This window comes from Nitrosomonas oligotropha (genome assembly GCF_900106555.1).
GTDB lineage: Bacteria > Pseudomonadota > Gammaproteobacteria > Burkholderiales > Nitrosomonadaceae > Nitrosomonas > Nitrosomonas oligotropha_A.
The window spans coordinates 196,357-213,632 of record NZ_FNOE01000002.1; the positions used below are offsets into that span (position 1 = coordinate 196,357).

At 45.7% G+C, this 17,276-nt stretch carries 17 protein-coding genes and 5 tRNA genes; 16 read left to right on the top strand and 6 right to left on the bottom strand.

Annotated elements, in window-relative coordinates; translation table 11 throughout:
• Positions 1–13: 13 nt before the first annotated feature.
• The gene (locus tag BLU57_RS02370) at positions 14–985 is read right to left on the bottom strand and encodes a bifunctional riboflavin kinase/FAD synthetase (protein ID WP_090315649.1); all 972 of its coding nucleotides are present in this window, start codon (positions 983–985) and stop codon (positions 14–16) included.
• A 215-nt stretch (positions 986–1,200) separates the two neighbouring features.
• Here BLU57_RS02370 and slmA point away from each other — a divergent pair, with 215 nt between their 5' ends.
• Complete coding sequence (gene slmA, locus BLU57_RS02375) at positions 1,201–1,803, top strand: nucleoid occlusion factor SlmA (protein ID WP_090315651.1); 603 nt, start codon at positions 1,201–1,203, stop codon at positions 1,801–1,803.
• Between the two features lie 35 nt (positions 1,804–1,838).
• Here slmA and BLU57_RS02380 read toward each other — a convergent pair whose 3' ends face one another.
• The 4 genes from BLU57_RS02380 to gpmA all read right to left on the bottom strand — a co-directional run bounded on the left by BLU57_RS02380 (position 1,839) and on the right by gpmA (position 6,114).
• Positions 1,839–2,594: a HesA/MoeB/ThiF family protein gene (locus tag BLU57_RS02380; RefSeq protein ID WP_090315653.1), complete on the bottom strand. Its 756-nt coding sequence runs from the start codon at positions 2,592–2,594 to the stop codon at positions 1,839–1,841.
• Positions 2,595–2,605: 11 nt separating this feature from the next.
• Positions 2,606–4,045 (bottom strand): S41 family peptidase, encoded by a 1,440-nt coding sequence (locus BLU57_RS02385; protein WP_090315655.1) that lies wholly within the window; start codon positions 4,043–4,045, stop codon positions 2,606–2,608.
• Between the two features lie 47 nt (positions 4,046–4,092).
• Positions 4,093–5,223 (bottom strand): murein hydrolase activator EnvC family protein, encoded by a 1,131-nt coding sequence (locus tag BLU57_RS02390; protein ID WP_256206092.1) that lies wholly within the window; start codon positions 5,221–5,223, stop codon positions 4,093–4,095.
• A gap of 141 nt (positions 5,224–5,364) precedes the next feature.
• Positions 5,365–6,114, bottom strand: a complete 750-nt coding sequence (gpmA, locus tag BLU57_RS02395) for a 2,3-diphosphoglycerate-dependent phosphoglycerate mutase (RefSeq protein WP_090315658.1) — start codon at positions 6,112–6,114, stop codon at positions 5,365–5,367.
• Positions 6,115–6,504: 390 nt separating this feature from the next.
• Between gpmA and BLU57_RS02400 the strand changes: the two genes are divergently transcribed.
• The 9 genes from BLU57_RS02400 to BLU57_RS02440 all read left to right on the top strand — a co-directional run bounded on the left by BLU57_RS02400 (position 6,505) and on the right by BLU57_RS02440 (position 11,846).
• Positions 6,505–6,888 (top strand): rhodanese-like domain-containing protein, encoded by a 384-nt coding sequence (locus BLU57_RS02400; RefSeq protein WP_308811223.1) that lies wholly within the window; start codon positions 6,505–6,507, stop codon positions 6,886–6,888.
• Positions 6,889–6,903: 15 nt separating this feature from the next.
• Complete coding sequence (grxC, locus tag BLU57_RS02405) at positions 6,904–7,161, top strand: glutaredoxin 3 (protein WP_090315662.1); 258 nt, start codon at positions 6,904–6,906, stop codon at positions 7,159–7,161.
• Positions 7,162–7,240: 79 nt separating this feature from the next.
• On the top strand, positions 7,241–7,678 hold the full coding sequence (secB, locus tag BLU57_RS02410; RefSeq protein ID WP_090315664.1) for a protein-export chaperone SecB: 438 nt from the start codon (positions 7,241–7,243) through the stop codon (positions 7,676–7,678).
• A gap of 38 nt (positions 7,679–7,716) precedes the next feature.
• Positions 7,717–8,199: an SH3 domain-containing protein gene (locus BLU57_RS02415; RefSeq protein ID WP_090315666.1), complete on the top strand. Its 483-nt coding sequence runs from the start codon at positions 7,717–7,719 to the stop codon at positions 8,197–8,199.
• Positions 8,196–9,188: an NAD(P)H-dependent glycerol-3-phosphate dehydrogenase gene (locus BLU57_RS02420; RefSeq protein WP_090315669.1), complete on the top strand. Its 993-nt coding sequence runs from the start codon at positions 8,196–8,198 to the stop codon at positions 9,186–9,188. Before BLU57_RS02415 ends, BLU57_RS02420 begins: the two co-directional genes overlap by 4 nt.
• A gap of 236 nt (positions 9,189–9,424) precedes the next feature.
• Positions 9,425–9,697 (top strand): HU family DNA-binding protein, encoded by a 273-nt coding sequence (locus BLU57_RS02425; protein WP_090315671.1) that lies wholly within the window; start codon positions 9,425–9,427, stop codon positions 9,695–9,697.
• Positions 9,698–9,712: 15 nt separating this feature from the next.
• Positions 9,713–9,788 (top strand) — tRNA-Val (locus tag BLU57_RS02430).
• A 19-nt stretch (positions 9,789–9,807) separates the two neighbouring features.
• A tRNA-Asp gene (locus BLU57_RS02435) sits at positions 9,808–9,884 on the top strand.
• Between the two features lie 78 nt (positions 9,885–9,962).
• Positions 9,963–11,846, top strand: a complete 1,884-nt coding sequence (locus tag BLU57_RS02440; RefSeq protein ID WP_090315673.1) for a SurA N-terminal domain-containing protein — start codon at positions 9,963–9,965, stop codon at positions 11,844–11,846.
• Between the two features lie 33 nt (positions 11,847–11,879).
• On the opposite strand, the gene fabI is transcribed toward BLU57_RS02440, so the two are convergent.
• Positions 11,880–12,665 carry an enoyl-ACP reductase FabI gene (gene fabI / locus BLU57_RS02445; RefSeq protein ID WP_090315675.1) on the bottom strand — a complete coding sequence of 262 codons (786 nt, stop codon included), beginning with the start codon at positions 12,663–12,665 and terminating at the stop codon, positions 11,880–11,882.
• Positions 12,666–12,803: 138 nt separating this feature from the next.
• Between fabI and BLU57_RS02450 the strand changes: the two genes are divergently transcribed.
• The 6 genes from BLU57_RS02450 to BLU57_RS02475 all read left to right on the top strand — a co-directional run.
• Complete coding sequence (locus BLU57_RS02450) at positions 12,804–15,005, top strand: ABC transporter substrate-binding protein (protein ID WP_090315676.1); 2,202 nt, start codon at positions 12,804–12,806, stop codon at positions 15,003–15,005.
• Between the two features lie 5 nt (positions 15,006–15,010).
• A complete protein-coding gene (locus tag BLU57_RS02455) occupies positions 15,011–15,988 on the top strand; it encodes an ABC transporter permease (protein WP_090315678.1) in 978 nt (325 codons plus the stop codon).
• 189 nt (positions 15,989–16,177) lie between these two features.
• Positions 16,178–16,262, top strand: a tRNA-Tyr gene (locus tag BLU57_RS02460).
• Positions 16,263–16,347: 85 nt separating this feature from the next.
• Positions 16,348–16,421: transfer RNA gene (locus tag BLU57_RS02465), tRNA-Gly, on the top strand.
• A 46-nt stretch (positions 16,422–16,467) separates the two neighbouring features.
• Positions 16,468–16,542: transfer RNA gene (locus BLU57_RS02470), tRNA-Thr, on the top strand.
• A 51-nt stretch (positions 16,543–16,593) separates the two neighbouring features.
• Positions 16,594–17,276, top strand: a 683-nt coding sequence (locus BLU57_RS02475; protein WP_143026929.1) for a GTP-binding protein, incomplete at its 3' end; no start/stop codon positions are given.

The following is a 17,276-nucleotide window of genomic DNA, read 5'->3' on the forward strand; positions in this document are numbered from 1 at the left end:
TTCAATGGATAGGTTAAAGGGCGTTGCACATGCTATGAGAATGAATCGGGGCGGTTATAAAAAAACTTTTGGCTTGCGCGACATCTTTTTCGATTTGCCGGATGAGTGTGTTGATATCCACATATTTTTCTTCGTCACGTAATTTGTGCAAAAAATTGACCTGTAAATGCTGTCCGTAAATTTCCTGATGAAAATCGAACAAGTGGACTTCCAGCACAGGCTTGCCATTGTCATGGGTTGTCGGCCGCACGCCCAAACTGGCAACACCGCGCAGCGGCGTGGCGGGCGAGGATGGTATGGCACCGTATACGGACACGACAAAAATACCTGAAAGCGGCGGGCGGTTATGCTGCAGCTGAATGTTCGCGGTCGGAAATCCAAGTTGTCTGCCTAATTTATCCCCATCCACAACCCGTCCGCTGATGCTGTAAGGTCTGCCGAGCAATTTCCTGGCGGTGTCGAGATCGCCGTTGGCAAGCGCCTGCCGGGTCGCGGTACTGGAAACGCGCTGTCCGTCGATGGTAACACTGGGCATGGCTTCGACGGAAAAGTTATTTTCTGCTGACAAAGCTTGCAGCATGGCAAAGTCACCGGCACGCCGAGCGCCAAAACGGAAATCATCGCCGATGAGCAGCCAGCGCACCGCAAGCTCTTTATTCAGAATGTCCGCGATAAATTGCTCCGAGCCGATTCTGGCAAAGTCGTAATTGAAGCGGCAAATGTGGATACAATCGACTTCTGTCTGAATCAAGCAGGTTAATTTTTCCCGCAAACTGGAGAGTCGGACAGGCGCTTGATCCGGCGCGAAAAATTCACGCGGATGCGGTTCAAAAGTCATGACACAAGCCGGAAGTCCTAATCGGCTGGCAGTATCTTTCAATCGGGAAAGTATGGCCTGGTGGCCTAAATGAACTCCGTCGAAATTGCCTATGGTCAGTGCAATCGGTGTTTTAGCACGGGACGGCACCTTTCGCCATGTATGCATGCGCTCGAACCCAAAAAATTAGCAATTCTAGCGTGTTTAAGGTGGACAGGTCTAGCTTGCACTGTGTTGCCGCGTATATTGAATTCAAATAATTATAGATACTTACTGGAAAAAGCGAAGCGCGGAAATTGACGGCGGGACAGATTAGTACTCGCGTTGATTTATTAATTTAGTTATATTCCTGCTATCGTTTTTGTCATGTTGCAGCCAAATAATTGAAGCATTCAAATCAAACAATCAAATCAAGCGAAAGAGAGGATCGGATCCTGCAGACGCTGGCCGGGATGCTGGAGTATCCGCATCGAGTTAGGATCACTACGGCCGCGTTGGCAAAGCAGTCGGGAATCTCGGAATCAGCGGTCTATCGCTGCTTTTCCAGTAAGTCACACATGTTTGCGGCTTTAATTGAATTTATTGAGAAAACATTGTTTGTGCTGATCAATAAAATTCTGCAGGAAGAACAGTCGAATGCTAAACAGATTGAAAACCTGTTACTGTTATTGCTAGGTTTTTCGCAAAAAAATCCGGGTATGACGCGGATTCTGATTGGCGATGCGCTGATTAATGAGAATGATCATTTGCAATTGCGCATTCATCAGTTGCATGACCGGCTGGAAGCGACTTTAAAACAGGCATTACGGTTTGCCGTCAGTGAGCAGAAGCTGACAGCGAATGTGGATATTGCGGCGCAGGCTAATTTGTTCATGTGCTTCGTGATTGGCCGCTGGTATCAATTTGTTAACAGCGGATTCAGGCGTGATCCGCTGGCCAATTGGGAAACGCAACGAATGACTTTGTTGCCGAAGGAATTGCTTTAAAGTGCAATAGCCGGTGGTTCCTGATGCATTAGTTTTTACCGGCCATTACACCGGCATACCGGACAGAGTGGGTCTTTATTTAATCTGACCGAGCGCCAGTTCATTGTGAGGCCATCCAGTAGCAGCAGACGGCCGTTCAGACTTTGACCGATATTCAATAGAATTTTTAGTGTTTCCGCAGCCTGCATACTGCCGATGATACCGACCACGGGCGAGAATACACCTAGGATTGCGCACGGCATATCTTCCTGGTCACCGTCAATTGGATATAAACAGTGATAGCAAGGACTGTTGTCATGGCGTAAATCGAACACACTGATTTGACCGGAAAATTGCACCGCGGCACCGGAAATCAACGGTTTCTTATGAACGGCACAAGCTTGATTCACATGATGGCGGGTACTGAAGTTATCGCTGGCGTCAATGACTGCATCGGCTTGAGGGACCAATTGCGACAATTTTTCTGCATCGACATGCGTTTGAATTGTGGTGATATGGATTGCGGGATTGATTCTGTGCAGCGCTTGTTTTGCCGACTGCGTCTTGGCTAAACCGATGGTGTCGCTATCATGAATAATCTGACGCTGCAAATTGGTTAAATCAACTTGATCGCCATCACAAATGGTCAGATGGCCAATTCCACTGGCGGCGAGATACAAGGCGGCGGGAGAACCCAGGCCGCCTGCACCGATAATTAATACCCGCGATTGATTGAGCTTCTCCTGTCCCGCAATATCGATTTGCGGGAGCAGGATATGTCGGCTGTAACGAAGTAATTGCTGATCATCCACGATTCCTGAAATCAGCTTTTGGTTTCAGTTTCATCGCTTTTTTTCTCGGGTGATGCAGTAATGCCCTTGAAGTAATTCATGGCTTGTTTCAACAAGAGATCTTCCTCAGAGCCGAATTCGATAGGGGCTTTATTCTTGTCTTTGTTTTTCTTCTCTTTCTTCTCTTTTTTGTCGCTGGCGGGTTTCAAAGCTGCTTTTTCAGTTTCGGAAGCCGCTTTTTTCTCGGTTTTTTTGCCATTGGACAAATGCCGGTTTAAGTCCGCTTCCCGCAAACGCTGCTCATCGCCGCTGTCGGTTTCATCCAGGACATCGGGTGTAATTCCTTGTGCCTGAATAGATTGGCCATTCGGTGTGTAATAGCGCGCGGTCGTCAGTTTGATCGCGGTATTGTTACCTAACGGAAGAATCGTTTGCACGGACCCTTTACCGAATGTTTGTGATCCCATCACGATGGAACGTTTATGGTCTTGCAGTGCTCCCGCTACAATTTCCGATGCGGAAGCGGAACCGCCATTAACCAAGGTGATCATCGGTACCGTTTTAACTGCCGATGGTAATCCTTTCAGATAATCTTCATCCGGTCCGCGCAGATAGTATTCCGGGTTGGCGTGCAATTTCATTTTTGCATCCGGACTGCGGCCTTCGGTATAAACGACCAGCGCATTTTCTGGCAGAAAAGCAGCCGATACAGCGACAGCGCCATTGAGCAATCCACCCGGGTCATTGCGTAAGTCCAGGATTAATCCTTTCATTGCTCCGCTGTTTTCGGCAAAAAGCGTTTTGATGGCTTGTGCCAGATTCTCACCGGTTTGCTCTTGGAATTGCGTGATACGGATATAGGCATAACCCGGTTCGATCATTTTCGATTTAACGCTTTGGATTTTGATGATGTCACGCACCAGATTAAAGACCAGCGGCTCTGTTTCTCCTTCCCGCACAATCGTGATCTTGATCGAAGTGTTGGGCTTGCCACGCATCAGCTTGATCGCATCATTCAGTGTCATGCCCTTAACAGCGGTGTCATCCAATTTGACGATCAGATCACCGGTTTTGATACCCGCGCGGAACGCCGGTGTGTCTTCGATCGGCGATATGACCTTTACGACACCATCTTCCATCGTCACCTGAATACCCAAACCGCCGAATTCGCCTTGTGTGCCGATTTGCAGTTCTTTGTATTCATCTTTATCGAGGTATGACGAGTGCGGATCCAGTCCGATCAACATGCCATTGATCGCCTCGGTGATCAGTTTCTTGTCTTCTACAGACTCAACATAATCGCTTTTGATCCGGCCGAATACTTGGGCAAAGGTGCGCAATTCTTCAATCGGCAGCGGATGAATTGCCTCGATATTTTCTTTCTTGGCAATAGCGGAGAAATTCAAACTGAGCATCATTCCAGCAATTGCGCCAATCAGAATTAAACCTGTTTTTTTGATTATGTTACTCATTTAAGCTATCTCCGCACTGATCAAATTTATGTAAATGGCTGTTGCGTTCATTCTATTTTTATCCACGTCAACGGGTCAAACGGCTTTCCTCCGTGACGAAGCTCAAAATATAAACCTGAATCGGCATTACCACCGCTATTTCCAACGGTTGCAATCGTTTCGCCGCCGCGAGTCGACTCACCAACTTGTTTGTGAAGTGTTGCATTATTGCCATATAAGCTCATGTAGTTGTTTCCGTGATCCAGAATTATCAAATTACCAAAACCTCTTAACCAATCCGCAAATACGACCCGGCCTGCGGAAATTGCTTTGACTTCACTGCCATCAGGCGATTGTATAAATAAACCTTTCCATGTCACATGCTTACCTGAACGTTGACCACCAAAAGTGTTTACAAGTTTCCCGCGTACCGGCAAATTTAATTTGCCCTTTAATGTTGAGAATGCAGCACCTGTAGTGGAAGCATCCGGGAGCTTATTGTTAATCGCCGTGGCATTGGATTTTTCTTGTACAAGTAATTGATTAATTTCGTTTACCAAATTTGTTAAGCGTTTTTCATTCTGCCCGAGTTTATTGATTTCCTGTTGCTGCTGAGAAATTTGATTGGATACTTGCGTAAGGAGCGTTTGTTGCTTGGTTTTCTCTTGTTGAAGTTTTTTTCGTTGATCGAAATATTCCGCTTGGATAGCGGCGATTTCGTCTTTCTTTTGACGGCTGGCTTGTGTCAGGGTGTCGATTTCTTGTTGATTGTACTGGAGATTCTTGATGCTATCCGAGCGAGCGAGCGAGAGTTGCCGGTAATAATAAATATCGCGCGCGATCTGATGCGGATTTTGCTGATTCAACGCCAACCGCAAATAATCTTGTTGTCCCCCGATATATTGTTGATGAAGTAATTTTTCCAGTTGATTTCGTACAATGCTGATTTCTTCGCTGAGTTTTTTGTGCTGTGCTTGTAACTGCTTGTATTCTTCTATGGCTTGCCGGTCGTGCTCAATAAGTTTGGTCATTTTTTGCGTGATGGCATTGATTGCACGCTCAGTTCCTTGCAATGCATCTGCTGCGCTTTGTTTTAGCGCTTCTTTATTGGCTAAATCTTTTTGTAGTGATTGAATGCGTTCACGCAGCAGTTTGAGATTTTCCTGATTGTTTGAGAACGCGGATGACGGGCAAAACAAAATCAGCGCCCAAATCGCTAGGATTGACCGGTAATGTTTTATATGAATTGAATTAAACGTATGATTTCCAGATTGATAAGATTTATTCGAATCGCGCGCCCGGTTACACTCATGCATCTGAATAAATGAATGGATTATATTTTAACCACTGGATCTGCCTTGGTTAGCGACGGTCTGCATTGCTTCCTGGATTTCAGCTAAGTTACCAAGATAATAATTTTTAATCGGTTTCAGATTATCGTCTAATTCGTAAACTAATGGAACGCCGGTCGGTATATTGCAATTTAGAATATCTTCGTCGGAAATGTCATCCAGATATTTAACTAGCGCACGCAAGGAGTTACCGTGCGCTGCGATGATGACACTTTTACCCGCCTGAACTTGCGGTGCGATGGTTGTGTTCCAGTAGGGCAGGAATCGAGCAACCGTATCTTTTAGGCATTCAGTTACAGGGATATCATTATCCGACAGGTTTTTATAACGCGGATCGGCACCTGCATAGCGGGTGTCGTCAACGGTTAATGCGGGTGGTCTGACATCATAGCTGCGCCGCCAAATGAGGACTTGTTCGTCACCATATTGCGCTGCGGTTTCCGCTTTGTTCAGTCCTTGTAGTGCACCATAATGTCTTTCATTCAGGCGCCAAGTGTGTTGGATAGGAATCCACATTTGATCCATTTCATCCAGCACGATCCATAAAGTGCGGATAGCCCGTTTGAGGACGGATGTATAAGCAATATCAAATGCAAACCCGTGTTCGCGTAATAGCCTGCCGGCACTTTGAGCTTCCTGTATGCCTTGAGGCGTTAAATCAACATCTGTCCAGCCAGTAAATCGATTTTCTTGATTCCAGGTACTTTCTCCATGCCGCAGGAGAACAATTTTCTTCATATTGGCCTTTTGATAAAAAGGAAATGAGTATCGTCAAGCAGATTAAAAAACGCAGCTATTTTATTATACTTTTGATTGTAAACACAGCATTAGACTGATTCTTTGGCATGAAAAAAATAAGAATGCTTTTTTTTCATGAAAAATGATGACAGATTTTTGTATTTCTTGTTAAGTTAATTAAAGATGGAATAGATGATGTATTCGTGGATTTGAATGTGATAAGTCGGTGAGCATGATGCTATGATGTGCGAAGTCAAATGTCTGACAGCAGAGAATCCCTTAACTTTTCAGTTTCTGATAAAATTCAGAGTTTAAAAAATCTAATAAAATAAAGCTTATATGGAATTGTCATTATTACAAGATCATTTTCTTCTCAGGTTGGAGAATTTATTGTTCGTTATCACCGCAGTTATCAGCGGTTCATTATTGGTATGGTCGATGGTAACGCAGGGCGGCATCAAAGAAATCGATACACGCACCGCGGTACAGTTCATCAATTACCAGGATGCGTTGGTATTGGATGTGCGCGACGATAGCGAATTTGCCGCAGGGCATTTGCCGAATGCCAAGCATATTCCGGCGGAGAAAATTGAAGAACGTTGGACGGAGTTGCAAAAATTCAAGGAAAAGCCCGTCGTGGTGGTATACCGGGGTGGTATTCGATCCAATAATGCCAGTCTGGTTTTGAAGAAAAACGGTTTTTCTCAAGTGGTTAATCTGATGGGCGGGATTGATTCCTGGAAGCGTGCCGGCTTACCCATGGTTAAACGATAAAGGAAGTGAGAGTAAATGCCCCGGGTTATCATGTATACCACTGGTTTTTGCCCTTATTGTAAGATGGCGGAAAGCTTGTTGCGTGCAAAAGGAGTTCAGGAAATTGAGAAAATCCGCGTTGATCTGGAGCCAGAGCAACGTATCGAAATGATGGGAAAAACAGGGCGTCGCACGGTTCCGCAAATCTACATTGGTGAAAAGCATGTGGGTGGGTATGATGACTTGACGCAATTGGATCGTGCGGGCGAGCTGACGGCTCTGCTGGCAAGTTGATTGCAGCCGCGTTGATTGATGCGATAGCAATTTGTATTTAGGTTTATTTTATTAATTCACTATATTGGACAAGATCAATATGAGCGAGCAACAGCAACCGGTTTTTGCCATAGAAAAAATCTATGTGAAGGATTTATCCCTGGAGATTCCTAATGCACCGAATATCTTTCTGGAAAGAGATACACCGGAAATTAACTTGCAGCTGGGAACCAAGAGTCAAGGGATCGGTGAAGGATTGTATGAAGTATTGTTAACCGTAACGGTGACGGCTAAGATTAAAGACAAGAACATGTTTTTGGTGGAAGCTCAGCAAGCGGGGATTTTCCGTATTCGGAATATACCGGCTGGAGAGATAGATCCGGTGTTGGGAATTGGTTGCCCCAATATTCTTTTTCCTTATTTAAGAGAAGTGGTGTCAGATGTTGTGACGCGCGCCGGATTTCCGCCGGTGATTCTCAATCCGGTTAATTTTGAGGCTATTTATCAGCAGAAAAACGCGGAAACAAAACCGAATTAGAAGTAACCGGTAATCGCGCGCATGGAGATGAAAATCGCATGAAAAAAAGCTCACTGATTGATTCATGCTGGTTAAAAAATAAAGTAGGAATTTTTCTGACCGGTATTTTTCTGCAATCTCCCGGTTATGCAGTGGCTGAGATGGAATTTTTCTCAATTGCCGATAGCGCCGTTGTCATGTATGACGCGCCATCGCTGAAAGCCGACAAGCTATTCGTGGCGGATCGTCATCTTCCTGTCGAAGTGGTGGTGGATGTCGATGGTTGGGCAAAAGTTCGCGATAGTAGTGGAAGTCTTGCTTGGGTTGAAAAGAAAACACTGAGTCAGCAGCGTTTTGTGGTGGTGACGGTACCGTTGGCCAGTATCCACAAATCAGCCGATGCAAACTCGGAATTAGTGTTCCAGGCTGAGGAGAATATTGTCTTGGAATGGTTGGACTCCGATAGCAAAGGCTGGGTCAAAGTGCGGCACTCTGGCGGTCAAGCCGGCTATGTCAAAGTCAATCAGGTTTGGGGGTCATGAAAATTGCGGTACTGGGTGCGGGTGCATGGGGATCCGCCTTAGCGATTAGCCTATCAACGCGCCATCAGATTCATCTATGGACAAAGGATCCGGATCATGCCATTGAGATGGATCGTCAACGAATTAATCAAGCTTTCCTGCCAGGCCATTCACTGCCTGAATCTCTGAAGATTACTGCAACGCTGGATGATGCGTTGGAGGGCGTTAATCTGGCGCTAATCGTTGTGCCTGTTGCCGGTTTGCGTGACACATTGCGGGCCATTGTTACCTGTAATATCAAGGTGCCGGTCATCTGGGGGTGCAAAGGGTTTGAATCGGGAACAACTTATCTGCCGCATCAAATTGCAGCTGAAGAATTTTCCGGCCGATTGCCACCTTGCGGTGTGTTATCCGGGCCAAGTTTCGCGGAAGAAGTAGCTCAAGGTCTCCCAACCGCTTTGACACTGGCATCTAAAGATATCGATTTCGCCAATAAAATGGCTGCCGAACTGCATAGTGCAAGACTACGCATCTATACCAGTGAGGATGTTGTCGGGGTGGAAACCGGGGGGGCGGTAAAAAATGTGATCACCATCGCGGCAGGCATTTCTGATGGTATCGGTTTTGGACATAATGCCAGGGCCGCCCTGATTACACGAGGATTGTCAGAGACTATGCGACTAGGGCTTGGCTTGGGAGGAGACATGAAGACCTTCATGGGGCTGGCTGGAGTTGGTGATTTGATTCTGACAAGCACGGGTGATTTATCCAGAAATAGACAAGTCGGATTGATGCTAGCGGAAGGAAAGTCGCTGACAGATATTTTAGATGCATTAGGGCATGTCGCCGAAGGTGTGCACACGGCGAAATCGGTATTGCAATTAGGCAAGCAATTGAATATTGAGATGCCCATTACTCAAGCGGTTTGCGATATTTTGCATGGCGTAGTATCCGCCAAGAAAGCGGTCGAAGTGTTGTTAAACCGTGAACAAAAGGCGGAAATTTATTAGCGTAGAATTTATCCTGAGAACTTCCAGTTAACTCTGCTTCTGGTGACTAGTTATTTGTTTTTATGAAATTTTTAACTGACGCTGTTGACCGGTATTCTCTGAAACAGTTGATTTGCTTGATAAATGGTGCGGCGAGAACACGCTAATTCGCTTGACCAGCCGTTAACGGCTTGATATAAGAGCGTCTGCAGTACTTGCTTGTGATTTAATTACCATTAACCAAGAAGGGGAATTATATGAACAAATCCGAACTCATCGAAGCTATCGCAAAATCGGCTAAAATTTCTAAAGCTTCCGCGGGCAGCGCATTAGATGGCGCGTTAGCAGCAATAAAAGGGGCACTCAAAAAAAATGAAAGTGTAACTTTGGTCGGATTTGGGACTTTTAAAGTAGGCACAAGGGCTGCACGTACAGGCCGTAATCCCCGTACGGGCGCTGCAATTAAAATCAAAGCAGCGAAGGTTCCTAAATTCAGTGCTGGTAAAGCGCTTAAAGATGCAGTAAACTAGCGCACTTTCTTGACCGGGTGCTTAGCTCAGCTGGTAGAGCGTCGCCCTTACAAGGCGAATGTCGGCGGTTCGATCCCGTCAGCACCCACCAGTCAAATTTGCTAGTTCTAGGAGTGGTAGTTCAGTTGGTTAGAATACCGGCCTGTCACGCCGGGGGTCGCGGGTTCGAGTCCCGTCCACTCCGCCAAATTAGGTTTATCAGCTTACGAGAAGTAAAAAGTTCTTTGATCGTCATTTCACTTTCTAGCATTCTCAGGTTCTAATTGTGTTTGATTTCGTCAACCGTAAAAAACGTGTCGTGCAAGTCTTTATGGGCTTGTTAATATTACCCTTCTTGTTTTGGGGTGTTGAGTCGTATCGTACGATGGGTGGCGAAGGTTATGTTGCAGTAGTGGACGGTGAAGAAATTCCACGGCGTGAGTATGAGCAAGCATTACGTGATCATCATGAAAGAATGCGCGCGATGTTGGGTGCGAATTTCGATAGTGCGATGCTGGATACTTTTGAGGTAAGGAACTCAGTGCTGGAAAGGCTCATTCAGCAGAGACTATTACACCGGGAAGCTGTTAGCAACGGTTTTACCGTACTGGACTCACAGGTAATTAAAACTCTCCGGGAAGCTCCCGCATTTCAGAAAGATAGTAAATTTTCCAAGCAGCAATACGAAGAATTGTTGCGTAATCAGGGTTTAACTCCAGCAGTATTTGAGTCGCGCGTACGTCAGGAGCTTTTGCTTCAGCAATTATTGGACGGTTATAGTGACAATGCGTTTGCTCCCAAAGCGGTTGCGGAGAAAGTGCACTATCTCACTGAAGTTAAGCGCGAGATCAATCAATCGCAGATCGCTCCTGAACAATTCCTATCACAAGTGACACCGGAAGAATCCGACATTACCCGTTATTATGACCAGCATAGAGCTGACTTTGATTTGCCGGAGCGTGCGCGAGTCGAATATTTGGTGTTATCGCTGGATGCAGTAGCTAGAAATGAAACAGTGAGTGACGAAGCGATTAATACTTATTTCTCCGAGCATCAGAATGAATTTGGTAAAGCCGAAGAGCGCAAAGCTAGCCATGTTTTGATCAGTATTGCGGCTGATGCCACGGATGACGAGAAACGCGCAGCGAAGGAAAAAGCCGAAAGCGTTCTGGAGAAAATCAAGCAAAATCCGGAGCAGTTCGCAGAAATTGCTAAGCAAGATTCGGATGATCCAGGTTCGTCAATGCGTGGTGGAGACCTAGGTTTTTTTGGCCGCGGTGCTATGGTTAAAGCCTTTGAAGATAAAATTTTTTCAATGCAGCTGGACGAAGTGAGCGATATCGTGGAAACAAATTTTGGTTTCCACGTAATCAAGCTGACCGCAATCAAGGAAGAGAAACGTCCTGATCTGGAAGAAGTGCGGGAACAGATTGCAAATAAGCTTAAATTAGAGATGGTCAGCAATATTTTTGGAGAGATTGCTGAAGATTTCAGTAATATCGTTTACGAACAAGGCGATAATCTACAAGCTGCTGCAGAGAAATTTGAACTGTCCACACAAGTGAGTGATTGGATTACGAGAGATAAGGCAGAGCCGTCTATTCTTGCAAATGAGAAACTATTGTCAGCAATTTTCTCAGCAGATGTGATTTCAAATCACCGTAATACTGAAGCAGTTGAAGTAAAACCCGATACATTTGTGTCAGCCCGCATTCTTGAGCATAAGCCTGCCACGACGCAATCGCTTGAGGTCGTCCGAGAGCAGATCGTGGGAAAGCTTAGAAAGCAAATGGCTGAGGCGAAAGCGGTGGAAGAAGGACAAGCCAAGCTCGTGCGCTTACAGGCTGGAGAAGAGGTAAGTGATGTTACCTGGGACGAAGCCAAACAAATTTCTTATATGCAGCCGCAAGGACTGGATCATGAGACATTGAGAGCTGTTTTTAGAGCGAAGACAAATGATCTGCCAGTGTATACGGGAGCTATCAATCCAAAAGGTGGATTTAATCTGATACGAATCAACAAGATCGTTGAATCCGAATCCGTGGATAAAGCCAAGATGGATGGTTTTACCAAACAACTCCAGCAAATGATTACACAAGAAGAAGTCTCGTCATACTTAGCTGCACTCAGGCAGCGCTATGATGTAAAAGTTAAACAAGACAGCTTCTAGTTTCCTGAAGTTATTGCACTCTGTGTTTAATCGTTAATCGTTGAGATTAAACGCAACGGTGTTGAATCCTGCATCGACATAAGTTATTTCCCCGGTAATGCCACTGGCAAGATCGCTGCATAAGAAAGCGGCAACGTTGCCGACCTCATCCGTGGTTACATTGCGGCGTAATGGCGAGACTTTCTCGGTATAACCTAACAATTTTCCAAAATTTCCGATACCTGCGGCGGCCAATGTTTTGATCGGACCGGCGGAAATGGCATTGACCCGGATACCTTTCGGACCCAAGCTGGAAGCCATAAAACGGACATTTGCTTCGAGGCTGGCTTTAGCCAGACCCATAACGTTATAGTTCGGCATGACCCGGACAGCACCCAAGTAACTTAATGTCAGAAAAGCGCCATTGCGGTTTTGCATTAACGGTAATGCGGCTTTGGCAAGTGCAGAAAAACTGTAGGCGCTGATGTCATGCGCGATACGGAAAGCTTCTCGGTTAACGCTTTCCAGGTAATCACCGGTTAATGCTTCGCGCGGTGCGAAAGCAATGGAATGAACAATACAGTCGAGTGAATCCCAATGCTTCTGCAAGTTGTCGAAACATGCAGCGATTTCATTGTCATTGGCGACATCGCAAGGAAATAACAGATTACTATCAAATTCTGCCGCCAGCTTTTCCACCCGGCCGCGAACTTCTTCGCCCTGGTAAGTGAAAGCCAGCAAGGCGCCTTCTCGTTTCATAGCTTTTGCAATACCGTAAGCAATAGACCGGTTGCTGAGCAGCCCGGTGATGAGAATGCGTTTATTTGCCAGAAACCCCATATAATTTCCTTGTAGAATTGAGTGAATTGTCAAATTATAGCCGATGGGTGGCATAAGATGGAATTGTGTGAAGGAAGATATATAAGGTGCTAGTGTCATTTTTACTTAAAACATGGATTCCATAGAATCGAAATTGCAATGGATAAACGGACTCTCTTACCTGGATTGTTGATACTTTTTGCTTGGCTTACCGCATGCAGCGGGCATCAATGGAATAATCCCTATGTGGCCGAAGATACGGAAAAAAACATTCTCTATACGGTATTCACAGAGCGGCCAAAACATCTGGATCCGGTGCAATCCTATAGTTCCAACGAAATTCAATTCACCGCACAAATCTATGAGCCTCCGCTGCAATATCATTATTTAAAGCGGCCATTCGTGTTGATTCCAGCAACAGCAGAAGAAATACCTGTAGTGAAGTATCGGGATGTTCATGGCAATCAATTGCCGGGTGATGCGCAACCGGATGATATTGCCTACAGTGTGTATGAAATTACAATCAAAGCGGGAATACATTTTCAACCACACCCGGCATTTGCTCGCGATGCGCAAGGTCACTGGTTGTATCATGATCTAAACCGGCAGGAAATGGCGTCCGTGCGCAAGCTTGCGGATTTTTCGCAAACTGGCACCAGGGAATTGGTAGCGGAAGATTATGTTTATCAGATCAAACGGTTGGCGCATCCAAAATTGCATTCACCGATTTACGGACTGATGGCTGATTATATTGCCGGACTCAGGGAATATGCCGATGTATTGAAGCAAGCCGATCAGAACCGGCCGGAAGAAAAAACATTCCTGGATTTAAGAGATTATCAATTGGAAGGCGTGCAAGTTGTCGATAGATATACTTACCGTATCACAATAAAAGGTAAGTACCCGCAATTTGTGTATTGGTTGGCGATGCCTTTTTTTGCTCCGATTCCGTGGGAGGCTGATCGTTTTTATTCGCAGCAAGGATTAAAACAAAAAAATATCACATTGGATTGGTATCCGGTTGGCACCGGCCCCTATATGCTGACCGAGAACGATCCTAATTCACGGATGGTATTGGAGAAGAATCCGAACTTCCATGATGAATACTATCCTGCTGAAGGTATGCCGGGAGATGAAGAAAATGATCTTCTCGTGGATGCTGGTAAGAAATTACCGTTCATTGATAAAATTATTTTCACTCGGGAAAAGGAGAGTATTCCAAGATGGAATAAATTCCTGCAAGGCTATTACGATGCCAGTGGAATTGGCTCGGATAGCTTTGATCAAGCCGTGCAGCTGGTAGGGCAGGGAGAAGCGACGGTGACCGAGGCCATGGCTGAGCAAGGGATACGGCTGGAGACGGCGGTGGCGGCATCGACCTACTACATGGGATTTAATATGCTCGATCCAGTCGTCGGCGGCAGAAATGAACGAGAACGGGAATCGGCCAGAAAACTGCGCCAAGCGATTTCGATTGCGGTGGATTACGAAGAGTTTATTTCGATTTTTGCCAATGGCCGTGGAATGCCGGCCCAAAGCCCTATTCCGCCTGGTATTGCGGGTTACCGGGAAGGTGAGGAAGGCGTCAATCCCGTGGTGTACGATTGGGTAAACGGTGAGCCAAAGCGTAAGTCAATACAAGCTGCAAAGGCATTGTTGGCGGAAGCGGGTTATCCGGACGGAATGGATCAACGAACGGGTGCGCCGCTCATTTTATATTTTGATGTGACTGCGCGTAGTGCTGAAGATAGATCCAGACTGGATTGGATGCGTAAGCAATTTCAGAAATTAAATATCCAGCTGGTCGTGAGAAGTACTGATTACAATCGTTTTCAGGACAAGATCCGCAAAGGGAATGCGCAGATTTTTGAGTGGGGCTGGAATGCCGACTATCCAGACGCGGAAAATTTTCTATTCTTATTGTACGGACCACAACGTAAAGTAGGTAATAGTGGCGAGAATGCGGCGAATTATCTTAATGCAGAATATGACCGGCTGTTTGAACAGATGAAAAATATGGAGGACGGGCCTCAGCGGCAACAGATTATTGATCGCATGATTGAGATACTGCGCTTAGATGCGCCGTGGTTATGGGGGTATCATCCGAAGGATTATGGTTTGTACCATGCATGGTATCAGAACGTAAAACCCAACCGGATATCAAATAATAATCTGAAATATTTCAAAATCGATACTGCTTTGAGGACGCAAAAGCGCGCTGAATGGAATGAGCCGGTCATATGGCCTGTAGCGTTGATTTTGGCTGTACTGGCAGTTAGTTTTGTTCCCGCTGTAAATGCCTTTCGCCGTCACGAGAGCAGTACCGCTGTGCGTGCAACTTCTTCGGACACTACGGGATAAGTTAAATGCTAAGTTATATCATCAGGCGCATTTTTTATGCGATTCCGATTCTGATCGGAGTTAATCTCATTACGTTCATGTTGTTCTTTGTCGTGAATACACCGGATGACATGGCGAGGATGCAGTTAGGTATTAAGTATGTAACACCCGAAGCGATTGAAAAATGGAAAGCGGAACGAGGTTATGATAAGCCGCTATTATTCAACCAAGAAGCAGAAAACCTGGATAAATTGACCAGTACGATCTTTTTTGAAAAATCGGTATCCATGTTTATTTTTGATTTCGGCAAAGCGGATGATGGCCGGGATATCGCTCAGGAAATCAAGTCGCGCATGCTGCCAAGTCTGGCGATTGCATTGCCGGTCTTTGTGTTGGGTTTGGTTGTGTACATTACTTGTGCGTTGCTGATGGTTTTTTTTCGTGCCACTTACATCGACTTCTTGGGTGTAGTTTCATGCGTGGCGCTGATGTCAATTTCCAGCCTATTTTATATCATCGTCGGACAATTCTTGATCAGTAAACTATGGCATTGGGTGCCCATATCCGGTTACGAAACCGGACTCGATGCAGCAAAATTTTTATTTTTGCCGGTGATCATTGGTGTGATCAGTAGTGCGGGATCCAATATACGCTGGTATCGCACTATTTTTCTGGAAGAGATGAACAAGGAATATGTGCGTACAGCCAGAGCCAAGGGACTATCCGAGCGCATTGTGCTATTCCGGCATGTGCTTGGGAATGCGTTGATTCCAATTTTAACCGGTGCAGTTGTTGTGGTGCCTTTATTATTTCTCGGCAGTCTGCTGGTTGAATCGTTTTTTGGTATCCCTGGGTTAGGCAGCTACACCATTGATGCGATTAATTCACAGGATTTTGCGATTGTGAGAGCAATGGTTTTTTTAGGTTCACTGTTATATATCATAGGCTTGGTCTTGACTGATATATCGTACACTTGGGTTGATCCAAGAATTCACTTGGCATAATAAGTTAAGAGCAGGATTCGCTGCTTTTTACAGATTACGAAGTTTTGTGGCATCGAAACATACGCTACCAACCATAATGTGTTCTTGTCAAAAAACTGCAAATGGTATTAATCCCTATCTATCTACAACTTCCCGTTAAATCTAGATTGACTTATGAGCGCAATATATTCATAATCGCCCGTTTCGTTCGGAGGGGTTCCCGAGCGGTCAAAGGGATCAGACTGTAAATCTGACGGCTCTGCCTTCGAAGGTTCGAATCCTTCCCCCTCCACCAATTTTGGAAATGCAGTAAGGATAGCAGGGCGTTAGCTCCTGTTGGTATAAGTTTAAGTTGTGCTTCTTGCAAGCAGCAAACTAGTGCGGGTGTAGCTCAATGGTAGAGCAGAAGCCTTCCAAGCTTACGATGAGGGTTCGATTCCCTTCACCCGCTCCAAATGGGAATTAGCAGGTAAAACGGTAAAGTAGAGTTGTTTATGCTTGCCCATGTAGCTCAGTGGTAGAGCACTCCCTTGGTAAGGGAGAGGTCGCCAGTTCAATCCTGGCCATGGGCTCCATAGGTTGTATGTGAAATAGTATGGTTAAAGCACGCAAAGGGGAAACAAGACATGGCAAAGAGTAAATTTGAGCGGTCGAAGCCACACGTAAATGTTGGTACGATAGGACACGTGGATCATGGTAAGACGACGCTAACAGCGGCAATTACGACGATATTGACGAAGAAATTTGGCGGGGAAGCGAAGAGCTACGATCAGATTGACTCAGCGCCGGAAGAGCGTGCGCGTGGAATTACCATTAATACGGCACACGTGGAATATGAAACAGAGAATCGTCATTACGCACATGTGGACTGTCCTGGGCATGCGGATTATGTGAAGAACATGATCACGGGTGCGGCACAAATGGATGGAGCCATATTGGTAGTGTCGGCTGCTGATGGTCCAATGCCGCAAACGCGTGAACATATACTGCTGGCGCGCCAAGTGGGCGTTCCTTACATCATCGTCTATATGAATAAAGCGGATATGGTGGATGACGCTGAGCTCATAGAGCTGGTGGAAATGGAAATACGTGAACTATTGTCTAAATATGACTTCCCAGGTGACGACACGCCGATCATTGTTGGTTCGGCGCTGAAAGCACTAGAAGGCGATCAAAGCGATATCGGCGAACCTTCCATACTGAAATTGGCGGCAGCGTTGGATAGTTACATACCACAACCGGAACGTGCAATCGACGGTGCATTTATTATGCCAGTGGAAGACGTTTTCTCGATTTCTGGCCGTGGAAC